Source organism: Cupriavidus sp. H39, from assembly GCF_050271075.1.
Classification (GTDB): domain Bacteria; phylum Pseudomonadota; class Gammaproteobacteria; order Burkholderiales; family Burkholderiaceae; genus Cupriavidus; species Cupriavidus necator_B.
Window position 1 is genome coordinate 489,095 of sequence record NZ_CP189847.1, and the last position, 18,477, is coordinate 507,571.

Consider the following 18,477-nt stretch of genomic DNA (forward strand, 5'->3'; position numbering starts at 1 on the left):
TGTAACACAAACTTTCGCCGTTCAGAAGCACCGCTGTCAGTCTCACTCTAGTCGCCACCGCGGGCCGTACTTCCAGTTCCAGCTCCCCGTCAATGTCTCGACGCTCGGCAGGCTTTCCTGCAGCTCGGCAGCGAGTTCAGCAACGAACTGGTACTGAGCCACGCCAATTGGATTGCCCATGCCGCGTAACGCGTATTCGACAACCAAGCGATTGTGTTCCTGCAAGGAGCAACCCAATGGTTGGACCTCCCTTCGCCCATGGCGGATAAGGCACCGCTATCGCAACTTATCACCGCGTCACTGCAACGCCAGCGCTCGCCCGGCCTGCAGGCACGCCCCTTCTTACGGCCGTCAAAGTCAGCGTTGCCCAAGGGAGATTCCGATTTGACTATGTCAAATTGTTGACGTTAGCCCTTCGCTAGTCGTGCAAACGCATCACGCTGGTAGTTTGAGCGCCCGCGTACGGGCACATACCTCAATATCCGCGTGCTGGATCGATGATGTTGTCCGGCAACTCGCCGGCGGAAACGCGAATAATATTCTCCGCAATTTGTCTTGCTGCTGATGACGGAATCGCCACCGAAGCCAGGTGGGGTGTGATCAGTACATTGGGCATGCTCCACAGCGGATGCCCGCTAGGTAAAGGTTCGCGTTCGAAAACATCCAGGGTTGCCCCGCCGATGTGGCCGCTTTGGAGCAGGTCCGTAAGCGCCGCCTGATCGACCAGCGCGCCCCGCGCGACGTTGATGAAGGCCGCGCCTCGCGGCAGCCGCTCGAGTCGCGCCCGATCCAGGATGCCAGCCGTCTGCGGCGTGAGCGGCAGCATGACGACGACAATGTCCGCCTGTCCGAGCACGGTGTCGAGCGTTTCCAGTCCGGCAAAGCATTCCACGCCTTCGATCTGCGCCGGGCTGCGCGACCAGCCGATCACCTCGAACCCCTGGCGCTGCAGTTCGTGGGCCGCTCTCGCGCCCAGCTGACCGAGCCCCAGAACCGCCACGCGGATGTCTTCCGGAGAACGGGGATGACGGTAGGCCCACTCGCCCCGCCGCTGCGCCTGCTCGAAGTACGGGATGTCCCGGGCGTGCCGCAGCACAGCGAACAGCACGTACCCCGCCATCATGCGCGCCATCTGCGGGTCCGTGAGCCGTGTGATCGGAATGCCTTGGGGAAGGTCCTGCCGCTGAACCAGTGAATCAACCCCCGCCCCCAGATTGACGATCAGGCGCAGGTTCGTCATCCCGGCAAAGAAATTCTCCGGCGGTTTCCAGGCGAGCGCGTAGTGAATGTCGGCCGGCCGGGTGATTTCGCTGGAGTGAATGACCTTCAGCTTCGGGAGCTGGGCCTGGAGCGCGCGCTTCCACGTGTCGAAATCGTCGAATGCGCTGTAGAAGGCCAGCGCGCCCGAGGGGGTGTCTTCAGAAATTGGCATCTTGGCAACTGCATTGAGAATAATGGCACGGACGACAGCGAGAGTACATCTTGCTGCCGTTCAGCGTGTGCACGGGAAATCAGACCGCTGCTCTGCCCTTCTGCACCAGCCGCGTGACGGCCTCGATGGCAAACTCGTAGCCGTCGCCGCCCAGCCCGGCAATCACGCCATCCGCCACCTTGGAGATGTAGGAGTGGTGGCGGAACGGCTCGCGCTTCCAGATGTTGCTCATATGGGTTTCAATGATCTTGCCGGGGAAAGACAGCAAGGCATCGAGGATCGGAATCGACGAGTAGGTCAGGCCGGCCGCATTGATGATGATGCCGTCCGCCACGCCGCGCGCTTCCTGGATCCAGTCGACCAGCTGTCCCTCGTAGTTCGACTGCAAGAAACGCAGGTCGGCATTCAGGGACGCGGCCTTTTGCTCGCATCGTGACTGCAGCACCGGAAAGCTGTCGCTGCCGTAGGTCTTGTTGGCGTCCAGGCCATAAAGATTGGCGTTGGGGCCGTTCAGGAACCAGATGGTGATCTTCTCGCTCATGTTCTGACCTCCGTATCTCAATCTTCGTGGGGGCGCGTGGCCTGCATGGCGGGCAGGCTTTGGAAAGCCTCATTCCAGCGTGCCGCGTTGCGGCATTGGGCGCGCCAATCGAGCTCGGGAAACCGGAAGTCCAGATACCCCAGCGCGCAGCCGATGGTGATTTCACCAATGGTGGGCTGTGCTTCCGCCAGATCCGGTGCGATGGCGTCGATTGACTCGAGGCAGGCCCCGACTTTCGTCAGCAGCGCTTCACGCCACGTGGGCCACTGCACTTCCTCGGGCCGCGCGGTCCGTTCGTAGCGCGCGAGCAACGCGGCGTCGAGCAGGCCATCGCCCAGCGCCTGCCGGGTCAGGGCCGTCCAGCGCGCGGGGCCGGAGGCGGGGAAGATATCCGCGGCGTCTCCCCGGCTGGCCAGGTACTCGCAAATCACCCGGCTGTCATAGATGGACTGGCCATTTTCCAGGATCAGCGTCGGGACTTTGGCGAGCGGGTTGTGGGCCGCGATGCGCGGGTCGCGCCGCACCGGATGGGCGGCGCTGTCCAGCAGCTCGATGGATTCGGCCTGCCCCGTGAGGTGTGCGCAGACCATGACCTTGCGCACGAATGGCGAGGTCGGAGCGAAAAGGAGTTTCAGCATGGTTAATTGGCCTCTAGGGGATCAGGACCAGCTTGCCGAAGACCTTGCCGCTTTCCAGCATCTGGTGGGACGCGACTGCTTCCGCGAGCGGGAAGGTGGCGTGGATGCGTGGCTTGACCCGTCCGTTTTTCAGCAGCGGCATGACATGGCGGGCAAGGCTCTGGGCCATCCGGGTCTTTTCGTAATGGCTCTGGGGGCGCATGGTGGACGAGTGCAGGCTCACCTGGCGCTGCATCAGCGTCAGCAGTTCGACATTGACCGCCGAACCCTGCATGAAGGACAGGCTGACATGGCGGCCGCCGAAGGCCATGGCAGCAAGATTGCGGCGGACATAGTCGCCGCCGACGATATCGATGACCACGTCGACCCCGCGCCCATCGGTGTGCTCCAGGCAGGCCTTGGTGAAATCGGTGGTGGGCCAGCAGATCGTCGCATCGGCGCCCATGGCGCGCAGTTCCGGAAAACGGCTTTCGTCGTTGTCCGTGACGATGACGGTTGCGCCGGCGGCATGCGCCATGCGGATCGTGAGCGTGCCGATGCCGCCGGCTGCACCGTGGATCAGGACGGTTTCGCCCATGGCCAGGCGGCCCAGCTCGAACAGGTTGTGCCACACGGTGAACAGCCCCTCGGGCAAGGCGGCTGCTTCGGCATCGGAAAGCGTGCCGGGCACGATGAAGGACTGATCGACCGGCGCCGTACACCACGGCGCATAGCCGCCGCCGGGCACCAGGCTCATCAGCCGCTGGCCCATCAGTTGGCTGTCCACACCGGGACCGCAGGCGACCACTTCGCCGCAGACTTCCAGGCCGAGCACGTCGGTGATGCCAGGGGCGGGTTTCGCGATACCTTGACGCTGCATGATGTCGGGCCGGTTGACGCCGGCGGCGAGCACGCGCAGCAGGACTTCGCCAGCACCGGGCTCGGGCATGGGGCGCTCGGCCAGCGTTAGCACACCGGCGTCGCCGGGTTCACGGGCGATGATGGCTTGCATGGAGCGGGGAAGACTGGTCATGGGTGTGTTCTCTCAGGCGGCGTTGTCTGACGCGTTGTGTCATGCCTTCGCGTTGCGTTCTTGCATCTGCTCTTACGTCCGCTTCTGCGGACTGAAAATGCTGACACCCTCATCTGGTAGCGCAAGTCCCGCGACCGAGCCGATGGGCCATTGCTGCATGGCGCCCAGGCCCGCACTGCGCACCGTGACGACCTGACGGGCCGTCATCGGAATGTCCACGTCGATGAACGTATTGATGTGATCGCCCTGGTAGACGTGATTGATCACCGTGCCGCTCAACACCGATTCGGCATGCAGATGCTCAAGCTTGATGTGCTCCGGGCGCACGTACACGTCCAGCCTTTCCCCGTCGTGCGATGCGTCGGCCAGGCGGGCATGCGGAAAGCTGATGAGCCCCGAGCCCAGGCGCAGTTGCACGTCCGTTGCAGTCTGGCCGTGATAATGCGCCGGCAGGATGTTCACGTCCCCCAGGAAGGACGCCACGAACGGGTCTTGCGGGTTCTGATACAGATCGGCCGGCGACGCGATCTGCCGAATGGTGCCGTTCGACATCACCGCGATCCGGTCGGACATGGCCAGCGCCTCGCCCTGGTCGTGGGTGACGAATACCGTGGTCAGGCGCAAGCGGCGCTGGATTTCCCGGATCTCTACCTGCATGGAGCCGCGCAGGTTCTTGTCCAGGGCCGAGAAGGGCTCGTCCAGCAGCAGTACCTTGGGCTGGATCACCAGCGCCCGCGCCAGCGCCACGCGCTGCTGCTGGCCGCCGGAAAGTTCGCGCGGCTTGCGGTGCCCGAGGCCGTCCAGCTTCACCAGGTCCATCACCTGCTTCACGCGCTGTGCGATTTCGTCCTTGCCCACGCCCCGCATACGCAGGCCATAGCCGATATTGCGCTCGACGGTCATGTGGGGAAAGAGCGCGTAATTCTGGAAGACGATGCCGATCTGCCGCTTGTGCGGCGGCTCGCAGGTCACCGGCTGGCCATCGATGAAGATCTCGCCGGTGTCGGCTTCCGCAAAGCCTGCAATGAGGTTGAGGAGCGTCGTCTTGCCGCACCCGGACGGGCCCAGCAGGGTGAGGAACTCCCCGCGTCGTATCTTCAGCGAGAGCTCGTGCAGCACGGTGTGGTCGTGATACTTCTTGACCACCCGTTCCAGGCTGACTGCGGTATCGGGCTGTGCGTTGTGTTGCTGTGCGGCAGGCTCGGAGTTGGCTACGTTCATAGGTGTACAGAGATTGAGGAGTATGCCGTGCTCCAGGCTTGGGCCCAATGACATGGAGGCCGAGCTGGTACTGGCAAGCAGGATAAGTCAAACAGCCAGTATCGGGACTTTGCCGAAACTGATGCGGTCCCTCGGAAAAAACGAAATGCCTGTTTTCAGGCGCAGGCGGCGCGGATGCGATGGCCGGGAACGCCTTGTGGTGTGCGGGTTCGGGGGGCGGTGCGGGACCCTTCGGCCCGCGCTTTACTTTTTCCTAAGTCCTGAGTTTGAAAAACGTGATTTTCAAACGAGGTGGGCTTCATCAAACTGGCCACCGTCGATGAGCGATGTCTCCAGGGCGCCAGTACGCCTTGCCGTCGAAGCTTCCGTGCCGGGGCGACTGACCGGGGCGATCATTCTTAGGAAATTCAAATGTCAGTGGAAAAAATCAACACCGTGGTGGTCGGTGCTGGCCAGGCGGGCATCGCGATGAGCGAGCATCTCGCGCACATGGGTGTGCAGCATGTCGTGCTGGAACGCAGCCGAATCGCAGAACGCTGGCGCTCGGAACGTTGGGATTCTCTGGTCGCGAATGGACCGGCCTGGCATGACCGTTTTCCCGGGATGAAATTCGAGGGCATTTCGCCGGAGACCTTTCCGTCGAAAGAGCGCATGGCCCAGTATTTCGAGAGCTATGCCGCCATGCTGAAGGCGCCGGTCCGTACCGGCGTGGAAGTCAGGCGGGTGGAACGGCATCAAGGACGTCCCGGCTTCAGGGTGACGACATCCGACGGCATCATCGACGCAGACAACGTCGTTGCCGCAACCGGCCCGTTCCAGACGCCGGCCTATCCGAAGATCGTGCCCGAGAGCGAAAAAATCCGGCAGCTGCATTCCTCGGCCTACAAGAATCCGGGCCAGTTGGCGGAAGGCGGGGTGCTCGTGGTGGGCGCGGGCGCTTCCGGCTCACAGATCGCCGAAGAGCTGCGCCAGGCCGGCAAGACGGTTTATCTCTCGGTCGGCGAGCATTACCGCCCGCCGCGCGCGTACCGTGGCCGTGACTACTGCTGGTGGTTGGGCGCCCTCGGCCTGTGGGACGAAGTGAGGATTCGGCCCAAGAAGGCACACGTTGCTTTCGCCGTGAGCGGCTATGAAGGCGGCAAGACCGTCGATTTCCGGCGCCTGGCGCACGCGGGCATCAACCTGGTCGGCCTGACCCAATCCTACAAGGATGGCGTCATGACGTTCGAGCCAGGCCTGCCCGAGAACATCGCCGAAGGCGACCGCGCCTACTTCGACGTGCTGCGCGAAGCGGATGCCTATATCGAAGAGAATGGCCTGCCGTTTCCGCCGGAACCTGACGCCTGGGAGCTGCTGCCGGACCCGGAGTGCCTCAAGCACCCGATCCTCAGCCTCGACCTCGCTGACGCCGGCATCACCACGATTCTCTGGGCGACCGGTTTCAAGTTTGATTTCAACTGGCTGAACGTGAAGAATGCCTTCGACGAGAAGGGAGATCCGTTCCACAAGCGCGGCATCTCCGCGGAAAGCGGCATCTATTTCCTGGGCCTGCCGAATCTGGTCAACCGGGCGTCGTCCTTCATCTATGGCGTCTGGCACGATGCGAAATACATCGCTGACCATATCGTGCTCCAGAACGGCTACATGACGTATGAGCGGTCTTGAGCTTGTTCTTGAGGCTGCACGGTGACCTGTCATTGGTAACGAGGTTGCACGCACGAGCTGCCGGATCGGGTGATCCGGCAGCTTTTTGTTTTTCTCAAGGGTGTTCCCATGGCCGAGATGACGTGCATTGAAGACCTGCGCAGGCTGGCGAGAAAGCGCGTGCCGCGCATGTTCTATGACTATGTCGACGGCGGTTCGTGGACCGAATATACCTACCGTGCCAACGAGGCGGATTTTCAGCGTATCGAATTCCGCCAGCGCGTGGCGGTTGACATTACCGAGCGCAGCACCGCCAGCACCATGGTGGGCCAGCCGGTCAGCATGCCGGTGGCGATCGCGCCCACCGGGTTGACCGGCATGCAGCACGCCGATGGAGAAATCCTGGCCGCGCGCGCGGCGAAGCGGCACGGCATCCCGTTCACCTTGTCCACCATGAGCATCTGCCCGATCGAGGCGGTGGCGGAAGCGACCGGACGCCATCCGTTCTGGTTCCAGCTGTATGTGCTGCGCGACCGGACCTTTGTCGAAAGCCTGATCGACCGTGCCAGGAATGCCAATTGCTCGGCGCTCGTGGTCACGATGGACCTGCAGGTCTTCGGCCAGCGGCACAAGGACAAGAAGAACGGTCTGTCCACGCCGCCCAAGCCGACCCTGCGCAACCTTGTGAACATGGCGAGCAAGCCGCGCTGGTGCATGGGCATGCTGGGTACCAGACACCGTCAGTTCGGCAATATCGTCGGGCATGCCAGGGGCGTCGACAATATCGGGGCGCTGGTGGAGTGGACTCAGGAGCAGTTCGATCCGCGTCTGTCCTGGCAGGATGTTGAATGGATCAAGAAGCGATGGGATGGGAAGCTGATCGTCAAGGGCATCCAGGACACCGAGGATGCGCGGCTGGCGGTGGCAAGCGGCGCCGATGCCATCATTGTGTCGAACCATGGCGGGCGCCAGCTGGACGGCGCCGCGTCATCGATCTCCACATTGCCGCGCATCGTGGAAGCCGTCGGGGATCGGGTTGAAGTCCATATGGATGGCGGCATCCGCTCGGGCCAGGATGTGCTCAAGGCTATCGCGCTCGGGGCGCGTGGCACGTATATCGGTCGCGCCATGATGTATGGCCTGGGCGCCCTCGGCGAGCAAGGCGTGACCACGGCCTTGAACATCATTCAGAACGAGCTTGATCTCTCCATGGCGTTTTGCGGCAAGACGGATATCCAGTCGGTCGACCGCAGCATCCTGCTGACTTCATTTTGACAGCGCCCCTGAGGAGTCCGGGCCGAAGCCGGCCAGGGCGCCAGGACTTATTGACAGAGAAACTCGACGAGGCCGGCCAGCATGCGGTCGCAGGCTTCGATCTGCGCCAGCTCCACATACTCGTCGGCCTTGTGTGCGACTTCAATGCTCCCGGGCCCGCAGATCAGCACTGGCGTTTCGTTCCAGCTCTGCTGGAACAATCCCCCCTCGCTGCCATAGTCCACCCTGGCGCATGGGGTGCCCGCGGGGAGCAGCGAGGCGAGCAGGCCGACAGCAGGCGAATCCTCGCGCGTGTTCAGGCTGGGATAGCTGTTTGTCATCTGGATGTCTGGCAAGGGCGCCGCAGGATCCAGCGCCTCATCTTTGACGCGCTCGGCCAGGCGTTCCAGGACGCGCTTCAGGATCTCCTCGGGTTTATCTTCCGAGACGTTGCGAATCTCGAAGCTGACTTCGCATTCGCCGGGCACGATGTTCAAGGCGCGGCCGCCGTGGATGACGCCGGCGTGGACCGTGCTGTAGGGCACGCCATAGCCCTCCTCGCGCGGGCCGCTTTCCGCGAGTTCACGCTGCACGTCCCGCAGGGATGCGACGAGGTCGCTGGCCATGTGGATGGCGTTGAAGAACCTGGGCGCCAGGCCTGAGTGGCCAGCCTGGCCGCAGCAGACCGCCCGGTAGGCAGCCTTGCCCTTGTGACCGGTGCCGATCTGCATCAAGGTCGGCTCGCCGACAATGCACAGGTAGGGTGCGGGAAGGCTGTTCTCCAGGCGGCGCAGCAGGTGGCGCACGCCAACGCAGCCGATTTCCTCGTCGAAGGACAGCGCCAGCTGCAAGGGGCGCCGTAGCGGTTGCCGGGCGGCTGCCACCATGGCGGTGACGGCGCAGGCCACGAAGCCTTTCATGTCGGCTGTGCCGCGTCCGTAGATGCGGCCATCCCGGTGCGTTGCCTCAAAAGGGGGTGAAGTCCAGGGCTGGCCTTCCACCGGCACCACATCGGTATGGCCGGAGAGCAGGACGCCCGGAACGCCCACCGGACCGATCGTCGCAAACAGATTGGAGCGGCTGGGGTCTTGCGGGTCGGGCGCGAGCATCGATTCGATGCCGGCTTCCGCCAGGATGTCCTGGACCTTGTTGATGAGCGCGATGTTTGGCGTCAGGGAAACCGATGCGAAAGAAATGAGCGTTTCCAGGAGAGAGACGCTTGCTGAGGAGGCTTGATTTTCCATCTCTGGCCCTTCTTGAGGGGGCATTGCCAAAACACGGCATGGCCGATGCGGCTGGCGCTTCAGGACGCCGATTTCAGCGGCGCTGCTATATGGGGATCGAAGAAACTTGGAGCGCTCATTCCGGGGATGTATTGGTCGGAGATATAAGCGCGGCAGCGTTCCATGAAGATTCTCGTCAATCTTGACTGTTTCATCGGCTTGTAAGTCGCCAGGCCGAGCAGCATGGGCCGATGGGTACCGGCAAGGCGGACCCGCACCATGCGCTTTCCATCGAGCGACTGATCGGATTTGGGGCGCACATTGAAGAGTGCGTAGCCAATGCCGTTGGCGACCATGGACCGGACCACTTCCGTGGACTGCGAACGCGCCGCGATGTTCGGCGTCACGCCGGCCTTTTCAAACAGGGAGGTGAAATAGTCCCGGCTCATCGGCATATCGAGCAGGACGTAGGGTTCGGGCGCCAGCTCTTCGAAGGAGACGACTTTCTGCTGCGCCAGGGGATGGACCTCGCTCACCAGCACATAGGGCGGCATTGTCGCCAGGCTCTCGAACTGGATGTCGTCCTCAAGGTGCAGGTCGTAGGTGATCGCCACGTCGATCTCAAGCGCATGGAGCTTGTTCATCAAGACTTCCTGATCGCCTTCGACCATCTGCAGCTCGATCTTATTGAAGGCGCGCGAAAAGCCGAAGATGACCTCGGGCGCAATCATTGCCGTGAGCGACTGGAAGCTTCCCACCCGCAAGGTGCCCTGGATGACGTCGCTCGAATCGGAGGCGATTTCATAGAGTCGGGACGACCGTCCGAGCATATCTTCGCAGTGATGCAGGACCAGCTTGCCGATGGTGGTCAGGCCAATGCCCTTGGAAGAATGGCGCACGAACAGCTGCACGCCCAGTTCGGCCTCGATATGGGCGATCGCTGCGGAGATCGAGGGAGAGGAGATATGGATTTGCGTCGACGCAGCGGCGATGCTGCCATGCTTCGCCGTTGCGACGAAATACTCCATCTGGCGCAGGGAAATGCGATTGAGCATGTCGAGATCAGGAAAAGGGGAACGGTCCAGTGTACTGGAGAAGGTTTGCCCTTTCGAGTGCCGGCTGCCTGGCCGGCGCTGTCACGCTTCATTCGATGCGTCGGACTGGTCACAGGTTTCCGGGAACGCCAAAGCTGGGCGCCGCACGGGGATCGAGCGCCCGCTTGACATAGTCCTTCAGCTGCGGCGCATAAACCTGCCAGGCGGCATGGAGGGCCTCGACCGGATCGTTTTCAACCCAGTCCAGGCGCAGATCCACGACAGGCCAGTTTTGGGCATCGTACACCAGCAGGCCTGCCGAGTGCACCGGACCTTCCTCGCCGCCAGCGGCCTGGCCGGCGAGCATGGCCTGCATCAGCCGTTCCGCGAGCGCGCCTTCGGTCTGCTCGAAGGCCGACAGCATGGCCTGGGGCACGTCACGCGTCGCCAGCATGTTGCCCGCGCATGCGGCATGGCTGCCGACCACGCTTGCCAGGGTGCCCAGCGCCTTGGCACCGGTGAATACCACTGGCGCGTTGTGCGCGTCGATGGCCATGAGCTGGCGATACTCGATATGGGGGCGCTTCTGCAGCTCTGCGAGGGCGCGTTCCGGCGTCAGGCCGCTGGCCATCAGGTCCAGCGCGAGGGGCCCCAGATCCGGGTCGGTAATGTTCTGGCTCGCGGCGGCGCCGACCCCTTTGCGGCCGCGGATGCAGCGCGAGGCAACCGCCGGTGACGAGGACGCCACGGCGGCGCCGAACTGGCCGGTGGCGGGGCACCGTGCAATGATGGAGAAGGTCATGGCAGCTCAGTCGGGGATGACAGCGGTGGCGTCGATCTCTACCAGCCACTCGGGGCGGGCCAGAGCCGATACGACGATGCCGGTCGAGACCGGGAAGACACCCTTCAGCCAGCGGCCCACGACGCGATAGACCGCCTCGCGGTAGCGCGGGTCGATGATGTAGATCGTGATCTTGCAGATGTCCTCGAGCTCGCCGCCGGCTTCCTTGAGCAGCATCGCAATATTGGCCATGGCCTGCTCCGCCTGTCCGGCGACGTCCCCGATGCACACGCTCTCCGAGGTGTCGAGGTTCTGGCCGATCTGCCCTCGCAGAAAAACGGTACGGCCGCGCGCGACAACGGCCTGGCAAAGGTCGTTGTCCAGGTTCTGTTCCGGGTAGGTGACTTTGGTGTTGAAGGTGCGGATGCGGGTATGCTTCATGGTCGATTCGGATCGATTCGGCAGGTGGCGGGAGATTGGGGGCGATGCACCCGACTGCATGGTCATATGCAGCCGCTGGCGGCGCCATTTGTATTTTCCTGCCGGCCGTTTAGGAATTTCCGAATACCACCGAACCTCACACGGCCGCTAACCTGCTCCAGACGGCGGAGCCATCCACAACCCCATCGGGAAATGTGAGGCACCCCTACGAAAAAGCCGACTTGGCCGCCTGGTACGACTTTCACATCATAGGCTCCGTAATTCGAAGTCATTGCGTCAACGTGATTGCGTCAGCAACGCATCTCTTCTTGTGATTGCATTGCCCGGTGGCACGTTCCAGCGTATTTCCAGTTCTATCAGATATTTATCTTTTCGATTGGGGGTTAGTAAATGACGATTCGCAAGCTTTTGGCACTTTGCGCGCTCTCCGCCACGCTTGGCAGTACCGCGGCATGGGCCCAGGAAGCCTTGGTGGTGAGTACCTGGGGCGGCAGTTTCCGCGACCTCATCGATGAAAGCATCGGCAAGGAATTCACGCGGCAAACCGGGGTGCCGGTCAAGTACATCACGGGCGGCACCATCGACCGCCTGAACAAGGCGAAGCTTGCCTCCAAGCCCGAGAGCGACGTTACCTTCACGACTTCCCACGTCGGCTGGCTCTACGCCAACGGCAATCTCTTTGAAAAGCTGGATACGAGCAAGATTACGAATTACAAGCATCTGGTCGAGCGCGCCAGGATCAGCCCGTATCACATCGGCAGCTGGGCCTATGTCTACACCATCGGTTATCGCGCCGACCTGGTGCCGCCCAGCGTCAAGTTCGAGAGCTGGAACGACCTGTGGAGCCCTGCCCTGAAAGGCAAGATCGGCGTGCCCGACTTCGATCCGAGCCATGTGGTCGCGGTTTCGGCCATGCTGTCGGGTGGCGATGCGCAAAGCTGGGAAAAGGGGCAGGACAAGCTCAAGGCGCTCAAGCCAAACTTCAAGGCGTTCTATACCAATGACGCCAATGCGCAGCAGTTGATCGCCACCGGCGAAACGCCCGTGCAGGTCATTCTGTCGATCAACGCCTATCACATGATCAGCCAAGGCGTTCCCGTCAAGTTGGTCACGCCCAAGGAGGGCGCGGTGCTCGGCATCGATACCATGGCCATCACGAAGGGCTCCACCAAGGCCGATCTGGCTTACAAGTTCATGAACATCGCCTTGTCCCCGGAAGTCCAGTCGAAGATCGTGGCCTTGAAGAAGGCTAGCCCCGTCGTCGACGACGCCAAGGTTTCGCCTGAAGACGCCAAGCTGCCCGGCGTGTTCACAACGAAGGAGCAGTGGGACAAGGCCATCCTCGTCGACCACAAGCTGCGCGCCGAGAAGACTGCGGAATGGCGCAAGTGGTTCACTGAAAACGTCATGAACTGAACCCGACAGTAAGAGTATGGAGGGAGGGTCGCCGCGGCAATGCACCGCGCCGATCCTCCCTCGCCGATTGAGCATCTGGAATAAGGTTTAAGAATGCGCCCCGATTCACGAGCCTGGTTGGTCTCCCCAGCAGTACTTGTCGCGCTGTGCATTGCAGTATCGTTGATTGCGGTCCTGCAGTTCAGCTTCCGGGCGTATGTGCCCGGCTCCCTGGATGTCGGCGGATTCACGTTCGCCAACTTCAGCGACCTGACCAAGTCGATTTATCTCGACGCGTTCTCCAACACCTTGTGGCTTAGCGTGGAGACGACCGTGTTTTCGCTGCTGGTTGCGTACCCGCTGGCCTATGCCCTGGTGCGCGTCAGGAGCCGGGCGCTCAAGTCCTTCATTCTCGTGGTGTCCATCACGCCCCTGTTTCTGGGGGAAATCGTCCGGACCTACTCCTGGATCGCCGTCCTGGGCAGCAATGGCTTCATCAATGGCACGCTGCGAAAGCTCGGCCTGATCGACTGGCCACTGGAACTCATGTTCACACACCTGGGCGTGCTGGTCGCGCTGGTGCACGTAACGATTCCCGTCGTGGTCCTGATGCTAGCCACGGCAATTTCGCATATCGACCGCGACTACGAAAAAGCCGCCCAGAGCCTGGGTGCCGGCCCGGTCAGGACCTTCCTCACGGTCACGCTTCCGCTTTCGATGCCGGGTATCCTGGCTGGCATCACAACTGCGTTCGCCTGGACCTTCAGCGCCTTTGCGACGCCTCAGATGATTGGCGGAGGCCGCGTGCCGACGGTCTCGACGCTGGTGTACCAGCTTGGCTTTGCTTCCATGAACTTCCCGCTGGCGGCCAGCCTGAGTGTGATGGGCTTGCTGCTCACGGCCGCAGCGCTCTTTTCCCTGGGGCTGTTCACCAAGCGACTGAAAGCCGTTGGAGGCCACTAAAATGAGAATCAAAAGCGCCCTGCCCTTGCCGCTGCGTGTCGCGGGCCCCCTGCTCGTCGCCATCCTGCTTGCATTCGTGCTGCTGCCGGTCGTGGTGGTGACGATCGCCGCCTTCAACGAAAAGGCGATCATCACGTTCCCGCCTGAATCCTATTCGCTGACATGGTTTGCACGCGTCTTCAGTTATCCGGATTTCCAGGATGGATTCCGTGCCAGCCTCGTCATCACCGGATGGTCCTCGTTCATTGCGCTGGTGATCGGTACCTGCCTGTCTATTGCCGTCAAACGGCTGGAATTCCCCGGCAAGCAAACGCTGCTGGCCCTCCTGCATTCCCCGCTCGTGGTGCCGCACTTCACGCTGGGGCTGGGCCTGCTCATCCTGGTGTCACAGGCCTCCATACACCGCTCATATGACGTCGTCATCCTGTGTCACGTGATGCTGGTGCTGCCGTTCGTGCTGAAGAGCGTCTATGTTTCCATGGAAAACCTGGACGCAAGGCTTGAACAGGCGGCAGCAAGCCTCGGCGCGTCGCCGCTGAAGGTGCTTTTCACAATTACGATCCCGCTGCTCGCGCCGGGGCTGTTTGGCGGCTGGCTGTTTGCGGCGATCATGTCGTTCAGTGAATTCACCGCATCGCTTTTCGTCACAACGCAAGACACGCAGACACTGCCCGTTTCCATGTACAACTATGTCCGGGAGTTTGCCGATCCGACGCTGGCTGCGCTGTCAGTCGTCTATATTGCCGTGACGGCTAGCGTGCTTGCCTTTGCGAACTATTTTCTGGGCTTGGGGAAAATCCTCAATATCGAGGAAGGGCATTGACCGGCATGCGCGCCGGCTGCCATCCCGGGGTCATCGTACTTTTGGTGCGGAATTCTGGCGCGAGCAAGCCGCCTGCACGACGGAAATGCCTGCTGACCTGGCCGAGCTCCTCGACCGGTCAGGACGGATGGCTGAAGCCGGAATCCCAAGGTTCTTGACGCTCTCCTTCCGATCGGAGGACAGGTTCTTCGCGGATGGGAGCCTTTTCTACCGGCTATGCAAGCCGGCGCCGCGCGGCAGGCATTCGAGCAGCCTTTCGAAGGCAGGCGCGATGTCCTCGTCGGGCACGCACGCGTACCCCAACAGCAGGCCTTGCTGCACGGCATCGCCGATGAAATAGCGCGACAGCTCTCGCACCACGATGCCGCGCGCCCCGGCGGCAGCGGCAATGGCCACGTCATCGGCATCGTCGGGCAGCCGCAGCACCAGGTGCAGGCCGGCGTTGCTGCCGTGCTCGTGCAGCGCGCCGGGGCCGAGGTAGCGCTCGATCAATGCGGCCAGGATGCCCCGCCGCCTGGCATACAGCGGCTGCATGCGACGGATGTGGGCGGCATAGTCACCGGCCTGCATGAATTCGGCGACGGTTGCCTGCGTCCTCAGGTGGCCGGCCCGGTACAGCTCGGCGTGCGCGGTCTGGAAGGCGCCGGCCAGGCTGCGCGGCAACGACCTACGCCTTGTAAGGGAGATGAATTTCCTTACAATCAATAACTACAAGAACTACCCACCGTCCGCACCAGCCGCAGCGAGGGCCGAATATTTCCGCACCGGCAACACGCACTTTCCGCGCGACCGGCGGTTTTTACCCCACGCCTGACCTGAGCGGTCCGCGCAACAAATTCCCCATTGGCCCAACGGGCTATCGCTCAACGCCACGCCTGAGTGAACTCACTGATCACCCTCTCCAGGTGGTTACGCATTGCCGCCCGCGCCGCTGTCGCGTCGCGCGCCATCACCGCCGCGAAGATCTGCTGATGGTCTTCCTGCGATGCCTCCCGCAGCCGCGTGGTATGGAAGTGTTCCTCAATCTTGCCCCATAGCGGATCGCTGCGCCCGCTGTCCCACAGTGCGGTGACCATATGCAGCAGGATCCTGTTGCCGGTCGATTCGGCCAGGCACAGGTGGAACTGCCGGTCCGCCGCCTCGTTGGCCTGCTTGTCGTCCATGTGCTCGCGCATCAGGCTCAGGGCCGCGAACATACGGTCAAGGTCGCCGTCCTTACGCTCGCTGGCCGCCAGGCCGGCGATTTCCGATTCGATCAGCACTCGGGCGCGCAGCGATTCTATCGGCCCTGGCCGCCAGGGCATCTCGAACGGGTCGCGACCAGGCGCGGGCGCTTCTGCGCAGACGTAGATGCCGGAGCCGCCGCGCACTTCGACTAGCCCCTGCACCTCCAGCGCGATGATGGCCTCGCGCACCAGGGTACGGCTGACGCTGAACCGCTCGGCCAGCGTGCGTTCGGATGGCAGCCGCATGCCGGCGGAGAACTCTCCGGATGCGATCAATGCCTGTACCTGGCTGGCCAGGCTCAGGTACGAACGGTCGCTGGCCGCTGGCGGGTACTCGACTGTCGGACGGGTTACTAGATCGCTGGTGGAATGTGGCATCGCAGGTAAGGCGGCGGCTACCCAATGTGATCACCGACTGACCACTCGCCACTAGAAGGCATGGCGGGGCAGTGCCTGATGCACACCATGGTAAACCACGACGACAAAATTGGGCAACCTCTTCATAATTGGTGAACCAAATAGCCCAAATCCGGTACACCAATGCTGCGTGGCCAAACCGGCCATGCGCGCCCGGTTCGGGCCGGATCGCCTTTCTGCCCCTTCATCAGAGTCCCCAAGGAAGCCCACCCATGAAGATGTCGTTCCGCTGGTTTGGCCCGACCGACCCAATCCCTCTCGAATACATCCGGCAGATCCCGGGCATGACCCACATCGTCTCCGCCATCTACGACGAACCGGTTGGCGAGGTATGGCCGCTGGACAAGATCCTGGCGCTCAAGTCCACCATCGAGGCGGCGGGACTGCAGTTCAAGGTGGTGGAGTCGGTTCCGGTCCACGAGGACATCAAGCTCGGCAAGCCGACGCGCGAGCGGCTGATCGCCAATTATCAGCAGAACATCCGGAACCTTGCCGCCGCGGGCATCGAGGTCATCTGTTACAACTTCATGCCGGTGTTCGACTGGACCCGTACGGAACTGGCAAAAAAGCTCGATGACGGCTCGACCTGCCTTGCCTTCAGCACCCGCGAGATCGAACAGATCGACGTCAGCCAGGGTATCGCCCTGCCCGGCTGGGATTCCAGCTACGCGCCAGGAGAACTGCAGTCGCTGCTGGCCGAATATCGTGGTATCGACGAAGGCAGGCTCTGGGAGCACTTGGAGCATTTCCTGCGCGCGATCATTCCGGTGGCCCAGGAGTGCGGCATCAAGATGGCCATTCATCCGGACGATCCGCCGCGCCCCATTTTCGGACTGCCGCGCATCGTCAAGAACCGCGACGACCTGGCACGCATCCTGGGGATCGTCGACACGCCGGCAAACGGTCTGACGCTGTGCTCCGGCTCGCTTGGCGCCGGCCCGCAGAACAACGTCGAGGCGCTGGTGCGCGAGTTCGGCGGCATGGGACGCATCCACTTCGCCCATATCCGCAACGTCAAGATCACTCCGGAAGGCGATTTCGAGGAAACCGCCCACCTGTCGAGCTGCGGATCACTGGATATTGCCGCGATCGTCAAGGCGTACCACGACGTCGGCTTCCAGGGCTATTACCGCCCCGACCACGGCCGCATGATCTGGGGCGAGACGGGCAAGCCGGGATACGGCCTCTATGACCGGGCACTCGGCGCGGTCTATATCAGCGGGATGTGGGAAGCGATGGAAAAGGCGACCTGAAGCGCCATGGACTGCGGTCCATTTAAAACATAATCGGAGACCTGTCATGACAATCACTATGAAATCGCGCGTGAATTCGCGCCGTTCCGCATTGATCCTGAGCGTCGCTGTGCTCGGCCTTGGCGCGCTTGCGACGACCGCCGTGTGGGCGCAGACCACCTGGCCAACCAAGCCGGTGACACTGCTGGTTGGCTTTCCGCCCGGTGGCCAGACCGACTTTGCGGGACGTGCGCTGCTTAACGGCCTGCAGAGTTCGCTCGGGCAGTCGTTTGTCATCGACAACAAGGCCGGCGTGAACGGCAATATCGCCTCCATTGAGGTCATGCGCGCGGCGCCCGACGGGAACAAGCTTCTGGTAGGCAACGGCTCGATGACGATCATGCCGCATGTCTACACCAAGCTTGGCATCGTCGATCCGCAGAAGCTGACGCCGATAGGCACGATGCTGCAGTCGCCGCTGGTCCTGGTCGTGCCCGCCAGTTCGCCCATCAAGACTTACGCGCAGTTCGTCGAGGAGGTCAAGGCGCGCGACAAGTCGGGCAAGACCGTCGACTATGGCTCGGGCGGTACCGGCGCATTGCCGCACGTCACGATGGAACTGCTGCGCGAGCGCATGGGCGGCCCCAGGATGAACCATGTGCCCTACAAGGGCAGCAGCCCGGCCATGGTCGACCTGATGGCCGGACGCCTGGATGCGATGTTCGATGCCACGTCGGTCGTGGCGCCTTTCATCAAGTCGGGCCAGTTGCGGCCGCTGATGGTCACGGGACCCAAGCGCGTGGCCATGATCCCGGACGTGCCAACGGCCACCGAGAGCGGCATCAAGGACTTCACCATCATCTCGTTCATCGGCCTGTACGGACCGCCGGGCCTAAGCCCTGACATCGTCAAGAAAGCCAACGCCGCATTGAATACGGCGCTGAAGGACCCGGCCGTGGTCAAGAGCATTGTCGACCGCGGCGACGAGCCCGGCGGCGGCACGCCCGAGCAGCTCGCAACGCTGACCCGCACCCACTACAAGATGTGGGGCGAGGTGGTGAAGGCCAACAACATCACGGCTGATTAAGGCTGCGCAGGCCGGTGAATGCCGGCCTGTTTGCCGGAATTACGAGCCAAGCGACGTTCGTGGCCGGTCAGCAGAACGACGGCTGCCTTGCCCCGGGAGGGCCATGGACCGCA

General features: G+C 62.5%; 18 protein-coding genes and 1 pseudogene. 7 read left to right on the forward strand and 12 right to left on the reverse strand.

From position 1 onward, the window contains the following. Positions 1-42: 42 nt before the first annotated feature. The 6 genes from ACOCMH_RS14710 to ACOCMH_RS14735 all read right to left on the reverse strand — a co-directional run bounded on the left by ACOCMH_RS14710 (position 43) and on the right by ACOCMH_RS14735 (position 4,844). On the reverse strand, positions 43-207 hold the full coding sequence (locus ACOCMH_RS14710; protein ID WP_427309065.1) for a hypothetical protein: 165 nt from the start codon (positions 205-207) through the stop codon (positions 43-45). 268 nt (positions 208-475) lie between these two features. After that, positions 476-1,432, reverse strand: a complete 957-nt coding sequence (locus ACOCMH_RS14715; protein WP_427309066.1) for a 2-hydroxyacid dehydrogenase — start codon at positions 1,430-1,432, stop codon at positions 476-478. Positions 1,433-1,511: 79 nt separating this feature from the next. After that, a complete protein-coding gene (locus tag ACOCMH_RS14720) occupies positions 1,512-1,973 on the reverse strand; it encodes a type II 3-dehydroquinate dehydratase (protein WP_010812539.1) in 462 nt (153 codons plus the stop codon). 17 nt (positions 1,974-1,990) lie between these two features. Then, the gene (locus ACOCMH_RS14725; RefSeq protein WP_427309068.1) at positions 1,991-2,611 is read right to left on the reverse strand and encodes a glutathione S-transferase; all 621 of its coding nucleotides are present in this window, start codon (positions 2,609-2,611) and stop codon (positions 1,991-1,993) included. A 13-nt stretch (positions 2,612-2,624) separates the two neighbouring features. Then, positions 2,625-3,602, reverse strand: coding sequence for an NAD(P)H-quinone oxidoreductase (locus ACOCMH_RS14730; RefSeq protein WP_427309070.1), 978 nt, complete (start codon positions 3,600-3,602; stop codon positions 2,625-2,627). A 93-nt stretch (positions 3,603-3,695) separates the two neighbouring features. Continuing rightward, entirely contained in the window at positions 3,696-4,844 is a 1,149-nt protein-coding gene (locus ACOCMH_RS14735) for an ABC transporter ATP-binding protein (protein ID WP_427309071.1), read from the reverse strand. A gap of 411 nt (positions 4,845-5,255) precedes the next feature. On the opposite strand from ACOCMH_RS14735, the gene ACOCMH_RS14740 reads away from it, so the two are divergent. After that, positions 5,256-6,509, forward strand: a complete 1,254-nt coding sequence (locus tag ACOCMH_RS14740) for a flavin-containing monooxygenase (RefSeq protein ID WP_427309073.1) — start codon at positions 5,256-5,258, stop codon at positions 6,507-6,509. A gap of 108 nt (positions 6,510-6,617) precedes the next feature. After that, entirely contained in the window at positions 6,618-7,763 is a 1,146-nt protein-coding gene (locus ACOCMH_RS14745) for an alpha-hydroxy acid oxidase (RefSeq protein ID WP_427309074.1), read from the forward strand. 47 nt (positions 7,764-7,810) lie between these two features. On the opposite strand, the gene argE is transcribed toward ACOCMH_RS14745, so the two are convergent. The 4 genes from argE to ACOCMH_RS14765 form a co-directional block, all read right to left on the reverse strand. Then, a complete protein-coding gene (argE, locus tag ACOCMH_RS14750; protein WP_427309076.1) occupies positions 7,811-8,986 on the reverse strand; it encodes an acetylornithine deacetylase in 1,176 nt (391 codons plus the stop codon). Between the two features lie 59 nt (positions 8,987-9,045). Beyond that, a complete protein-coding gene (locus ACOCMH_RS14755; RefSeq protein WP_354681834.1) occupies positions 9,046-10,020 on the reverse strand; it encodes a LysR family transcriptional regulator in 975 nt (324 codons plus the stop codon). 109 nt (positions 10,021-10,129) lie between these two features. Further along, on the reverse strand, positions 10,130-10,801 hold the full coding sequence (locus ACOCMH_RS14760; RefSeq protein ID WP_427309078.1) for a DUF1028 domain-containing protein: 672 nt from the start codon (positions 10,799-10,801) through the stop codon (positions 10,130-10,132). 6 nt (positions 10,802-10,807) lie between these two features. Further along, positions 10,808-11,221, reverse strand: coding sequence for a RidA family protein (locus tag ACOCMH_RS14765; protein ID WP_010812548.1), 414 nt, complete (start codon positions 11,219-11,221; stop codon positions 10,808-10,810). Between the two features lie 390 nt (positions 11,222-11,611). On the opposite strand from ACOCMH_RS14765, the gene ACOCMH_RS14770 reads away from it, so the two are divergent. The 3 genes from ACOCMH_RS14770 (at position 11,612) to ACOCMH_RS14780 (ending at position 14,402) form a co-directional block, all read left to right on the forward strand. After that, complete coding sequence (locus tag ACOCMH_RS14770; RefSeq protein WP_427309080.1) at positions 11,612-12,637, forward strand: ABC transporter substrate-binding protein; 1,026 nt, start codon at positions 11,612-11,614, stop codon at positions 12,635-12,637. 93 nt (positions 12,638-12,730) lie between these two features. Further along, on the forward strand, positions 12,731-13,579 hold the full coding sequence (locus tag ACOCMH_RS14775) for an ABC transporter permease (RefSeq protein ID WP_026163914.1): 849 nt from the start codon (positions 12,731-12,733) through the stop codon (positions 13,577-13,579). 1 nt (position 13,580) lies between these two features. Continuing rightward, positions 13,581-14,402 (forward strand): ABC transporter permease, encoded by an 822-nt coding sequence (locus ACOCMH_RS14780; RefSeq protein ID WP_427309082.1) that lies wholly within the window; start codon positions 13,581-13,583, stop codon positions 14,400-14,402. A 207-nt stretch (positions 14,403-14,609) separates the two neighbouring features. Here the strand turns inward: ACOCMH_RS14780 and ACOCMH_RS14785 are convergent. Further along, positions 14,610-15,065 (reverse strand): annotated as a pseudogene (locus ACOCMH_RS14785) (PLP-dependent aminotransferase family protein); the annotation flags it as partial. A 200-nt stretch (positions 15,066-15,265) separates the two neighbouring features. Continuing rightward, a complete protein-coding gene (locus tag ACOCMH_RS14790) occupies positions 15,266-16,006 on the reverse strand; it encodes a FadR/GntR family transcriptional regulator (RefSeq protein ID WP_427309083.1) in 741 nt (246 codons plus the stop codon). A 251-nt stretch (positions 16,007-16,257) separates the two neighbouring features. Between ACOCMH_RS14790 and uxuA the strand changes: the two genes are divergently transcribed. Further along, on the forward strand, positions 16,258-17,298 hold the full coding sequence (gene uxuA, locus ACOCMH_RS14795; protein WP_427309084.1) for a mannonate dehydratase: 1,041 nt from the start codon (positions 16,258-16,260) through the stop codon (positions 17,296-17,298). Between the two features lie 46 nt (positions 17,299-17,344). After that, complete coding sequence (locus tag ACOCMH_RS14800; RefSeq protein WP_427309086.1) at positions 17,345-18,364, forward strand: Bug family tripartite tricarboxylate transporter substrate binding protein; 1,020 nt, start codon at positions 17,345-17,347, stop codon at positions 18,362-18,364. Positions 18,365-18,477 lie beyond the last annotated feature (113 nt).

Excerpts from the sequence above, each read along its gene's own strand:
- ACOCMH_RS14740 (WP_427309073.1), top strand. The coding sequence starts at position 5,256 with ATGTCAGTGGAAAAAATCAACACCGTGGTGGTCGGTGCTGGCCAGGCG.
- ACOCMH_RS14780 (WP_427309082.1), top strand. The coding sequence starts at position 13,581 with ATGAGAATCAAAAGCGCCCTGCCCTTGCCGCTGCGTGTCGCGGGCCCC.
- ACOCMH_RS14800 (WP_427309086.1), top strand. The coding sequence starts at position 17,345 with ATGACAATCACTATGAAATCGCGCGTGAATTCGCGCCGTTCCGCATTG.
- ACOCMH_RS14790 (WP_427309083.1), bottom strand. The coding sequence starts at position 16,006 with ATGCCACATTCCACCAGCGATCTAGTAACCCGTCCGACAGTCGAGTAC.
- argE (WP_427309076.1), bottom strand. The coding sequence starts at position 8,986 with ATGGAAAATCAAGCCTCCTCAGCAAGCGTCTCTCTCCTGGAAACGCTC.
- ACOCMH_RS14720 (WP_010812539.1), bottom strand. The coding sequence starts at position 1,973 with ATGAGCGAGAAGATCACCATCTGGTTCCTGAACGGCCCCAACGCCAAT.
- ACOCMH_RS14715 (WP_427309066.1), bottom strand. The coding sequence starts at position 1,432 with ATGCCAATTTCTGAAGACACCCCCTCGGGCGCGCTGGCCTTCTACAGC.
- ACOCMH_RS14725 (WP_427309068.1), bottom strand. The coding sequence starts at position 2,611 with ATGCTGAAACTCCTTTTCGCTCCGACCTCGCCATTCGTGCGCAAGGTC.
- ACOCMH_RS14745 (WP_427309074.1), top strand. The coding sequence starts at position 6,618 with ATGGCCGAGATGACGTGCATTGAAGACCTGCGCAGGCTGGCGAGAAAG.
- ACOCMH_RS14730 (WP_427309070.1), bottom strand. The coding sequence starts at position 3,602 with ATGCAAGCCATCATCGCCCGTGAACCCGGCGACGCCGGTGTGCTAACG.
- ACOCMH_RS14760 (WP_427309078.1), bottom strand. The coding sequence starts at position 10,801 with ATGACCTTCTCCATCATTGCACGGTGCCCCGCCACCGGCCAGTTCGGC.
- ACOCMH_RS14775 (WP_026163914.1), top strand. The coding sequence starts at position 12,731 with ATGCGCCCCGATTCACGAGCCTGGTTGGTCTCCCCAGCAGTACTTGTC.
- ACOCMH_RS14735 (WP_427309071.1), bottom strand. The coding sequence starts at position 4,844 with ATGAACGTAGCCAACTCCGAGCCTGCCGCACAGCAACACAACGCACAG.
- ACOCMH_RS14765 (WP_010812548.1), bottom strand. The coding sequence starts at position 11,221 with ATGAAGCATACCCGCATCCGCACCTTCAACACCAAAGTCACCTACCCG.
- ACOCMH_RS14755 (WP_354681834.1), bottom strand. The coding sequence starts at position 10,020 with ATGCTCAATCGCATTTCCCTGCGCCAGATGGAGTATTTCGTCGCAACG.
- uxuA (WP_427309084.1), top strand. The coding sequence starts at position 16,258 with ATGAAGATGTCGTTCCGCTGGTTTGGCCCGACCGACCCAATCCCTCTC.
- ACOCMH_RS14770 (WP_427309080.1), top strand. The coding sequence starts at position 11,612 with ATGACGATTCGCAAGCTTTTGGCACTTTGCGCGCTCTCCGCCACGCTT.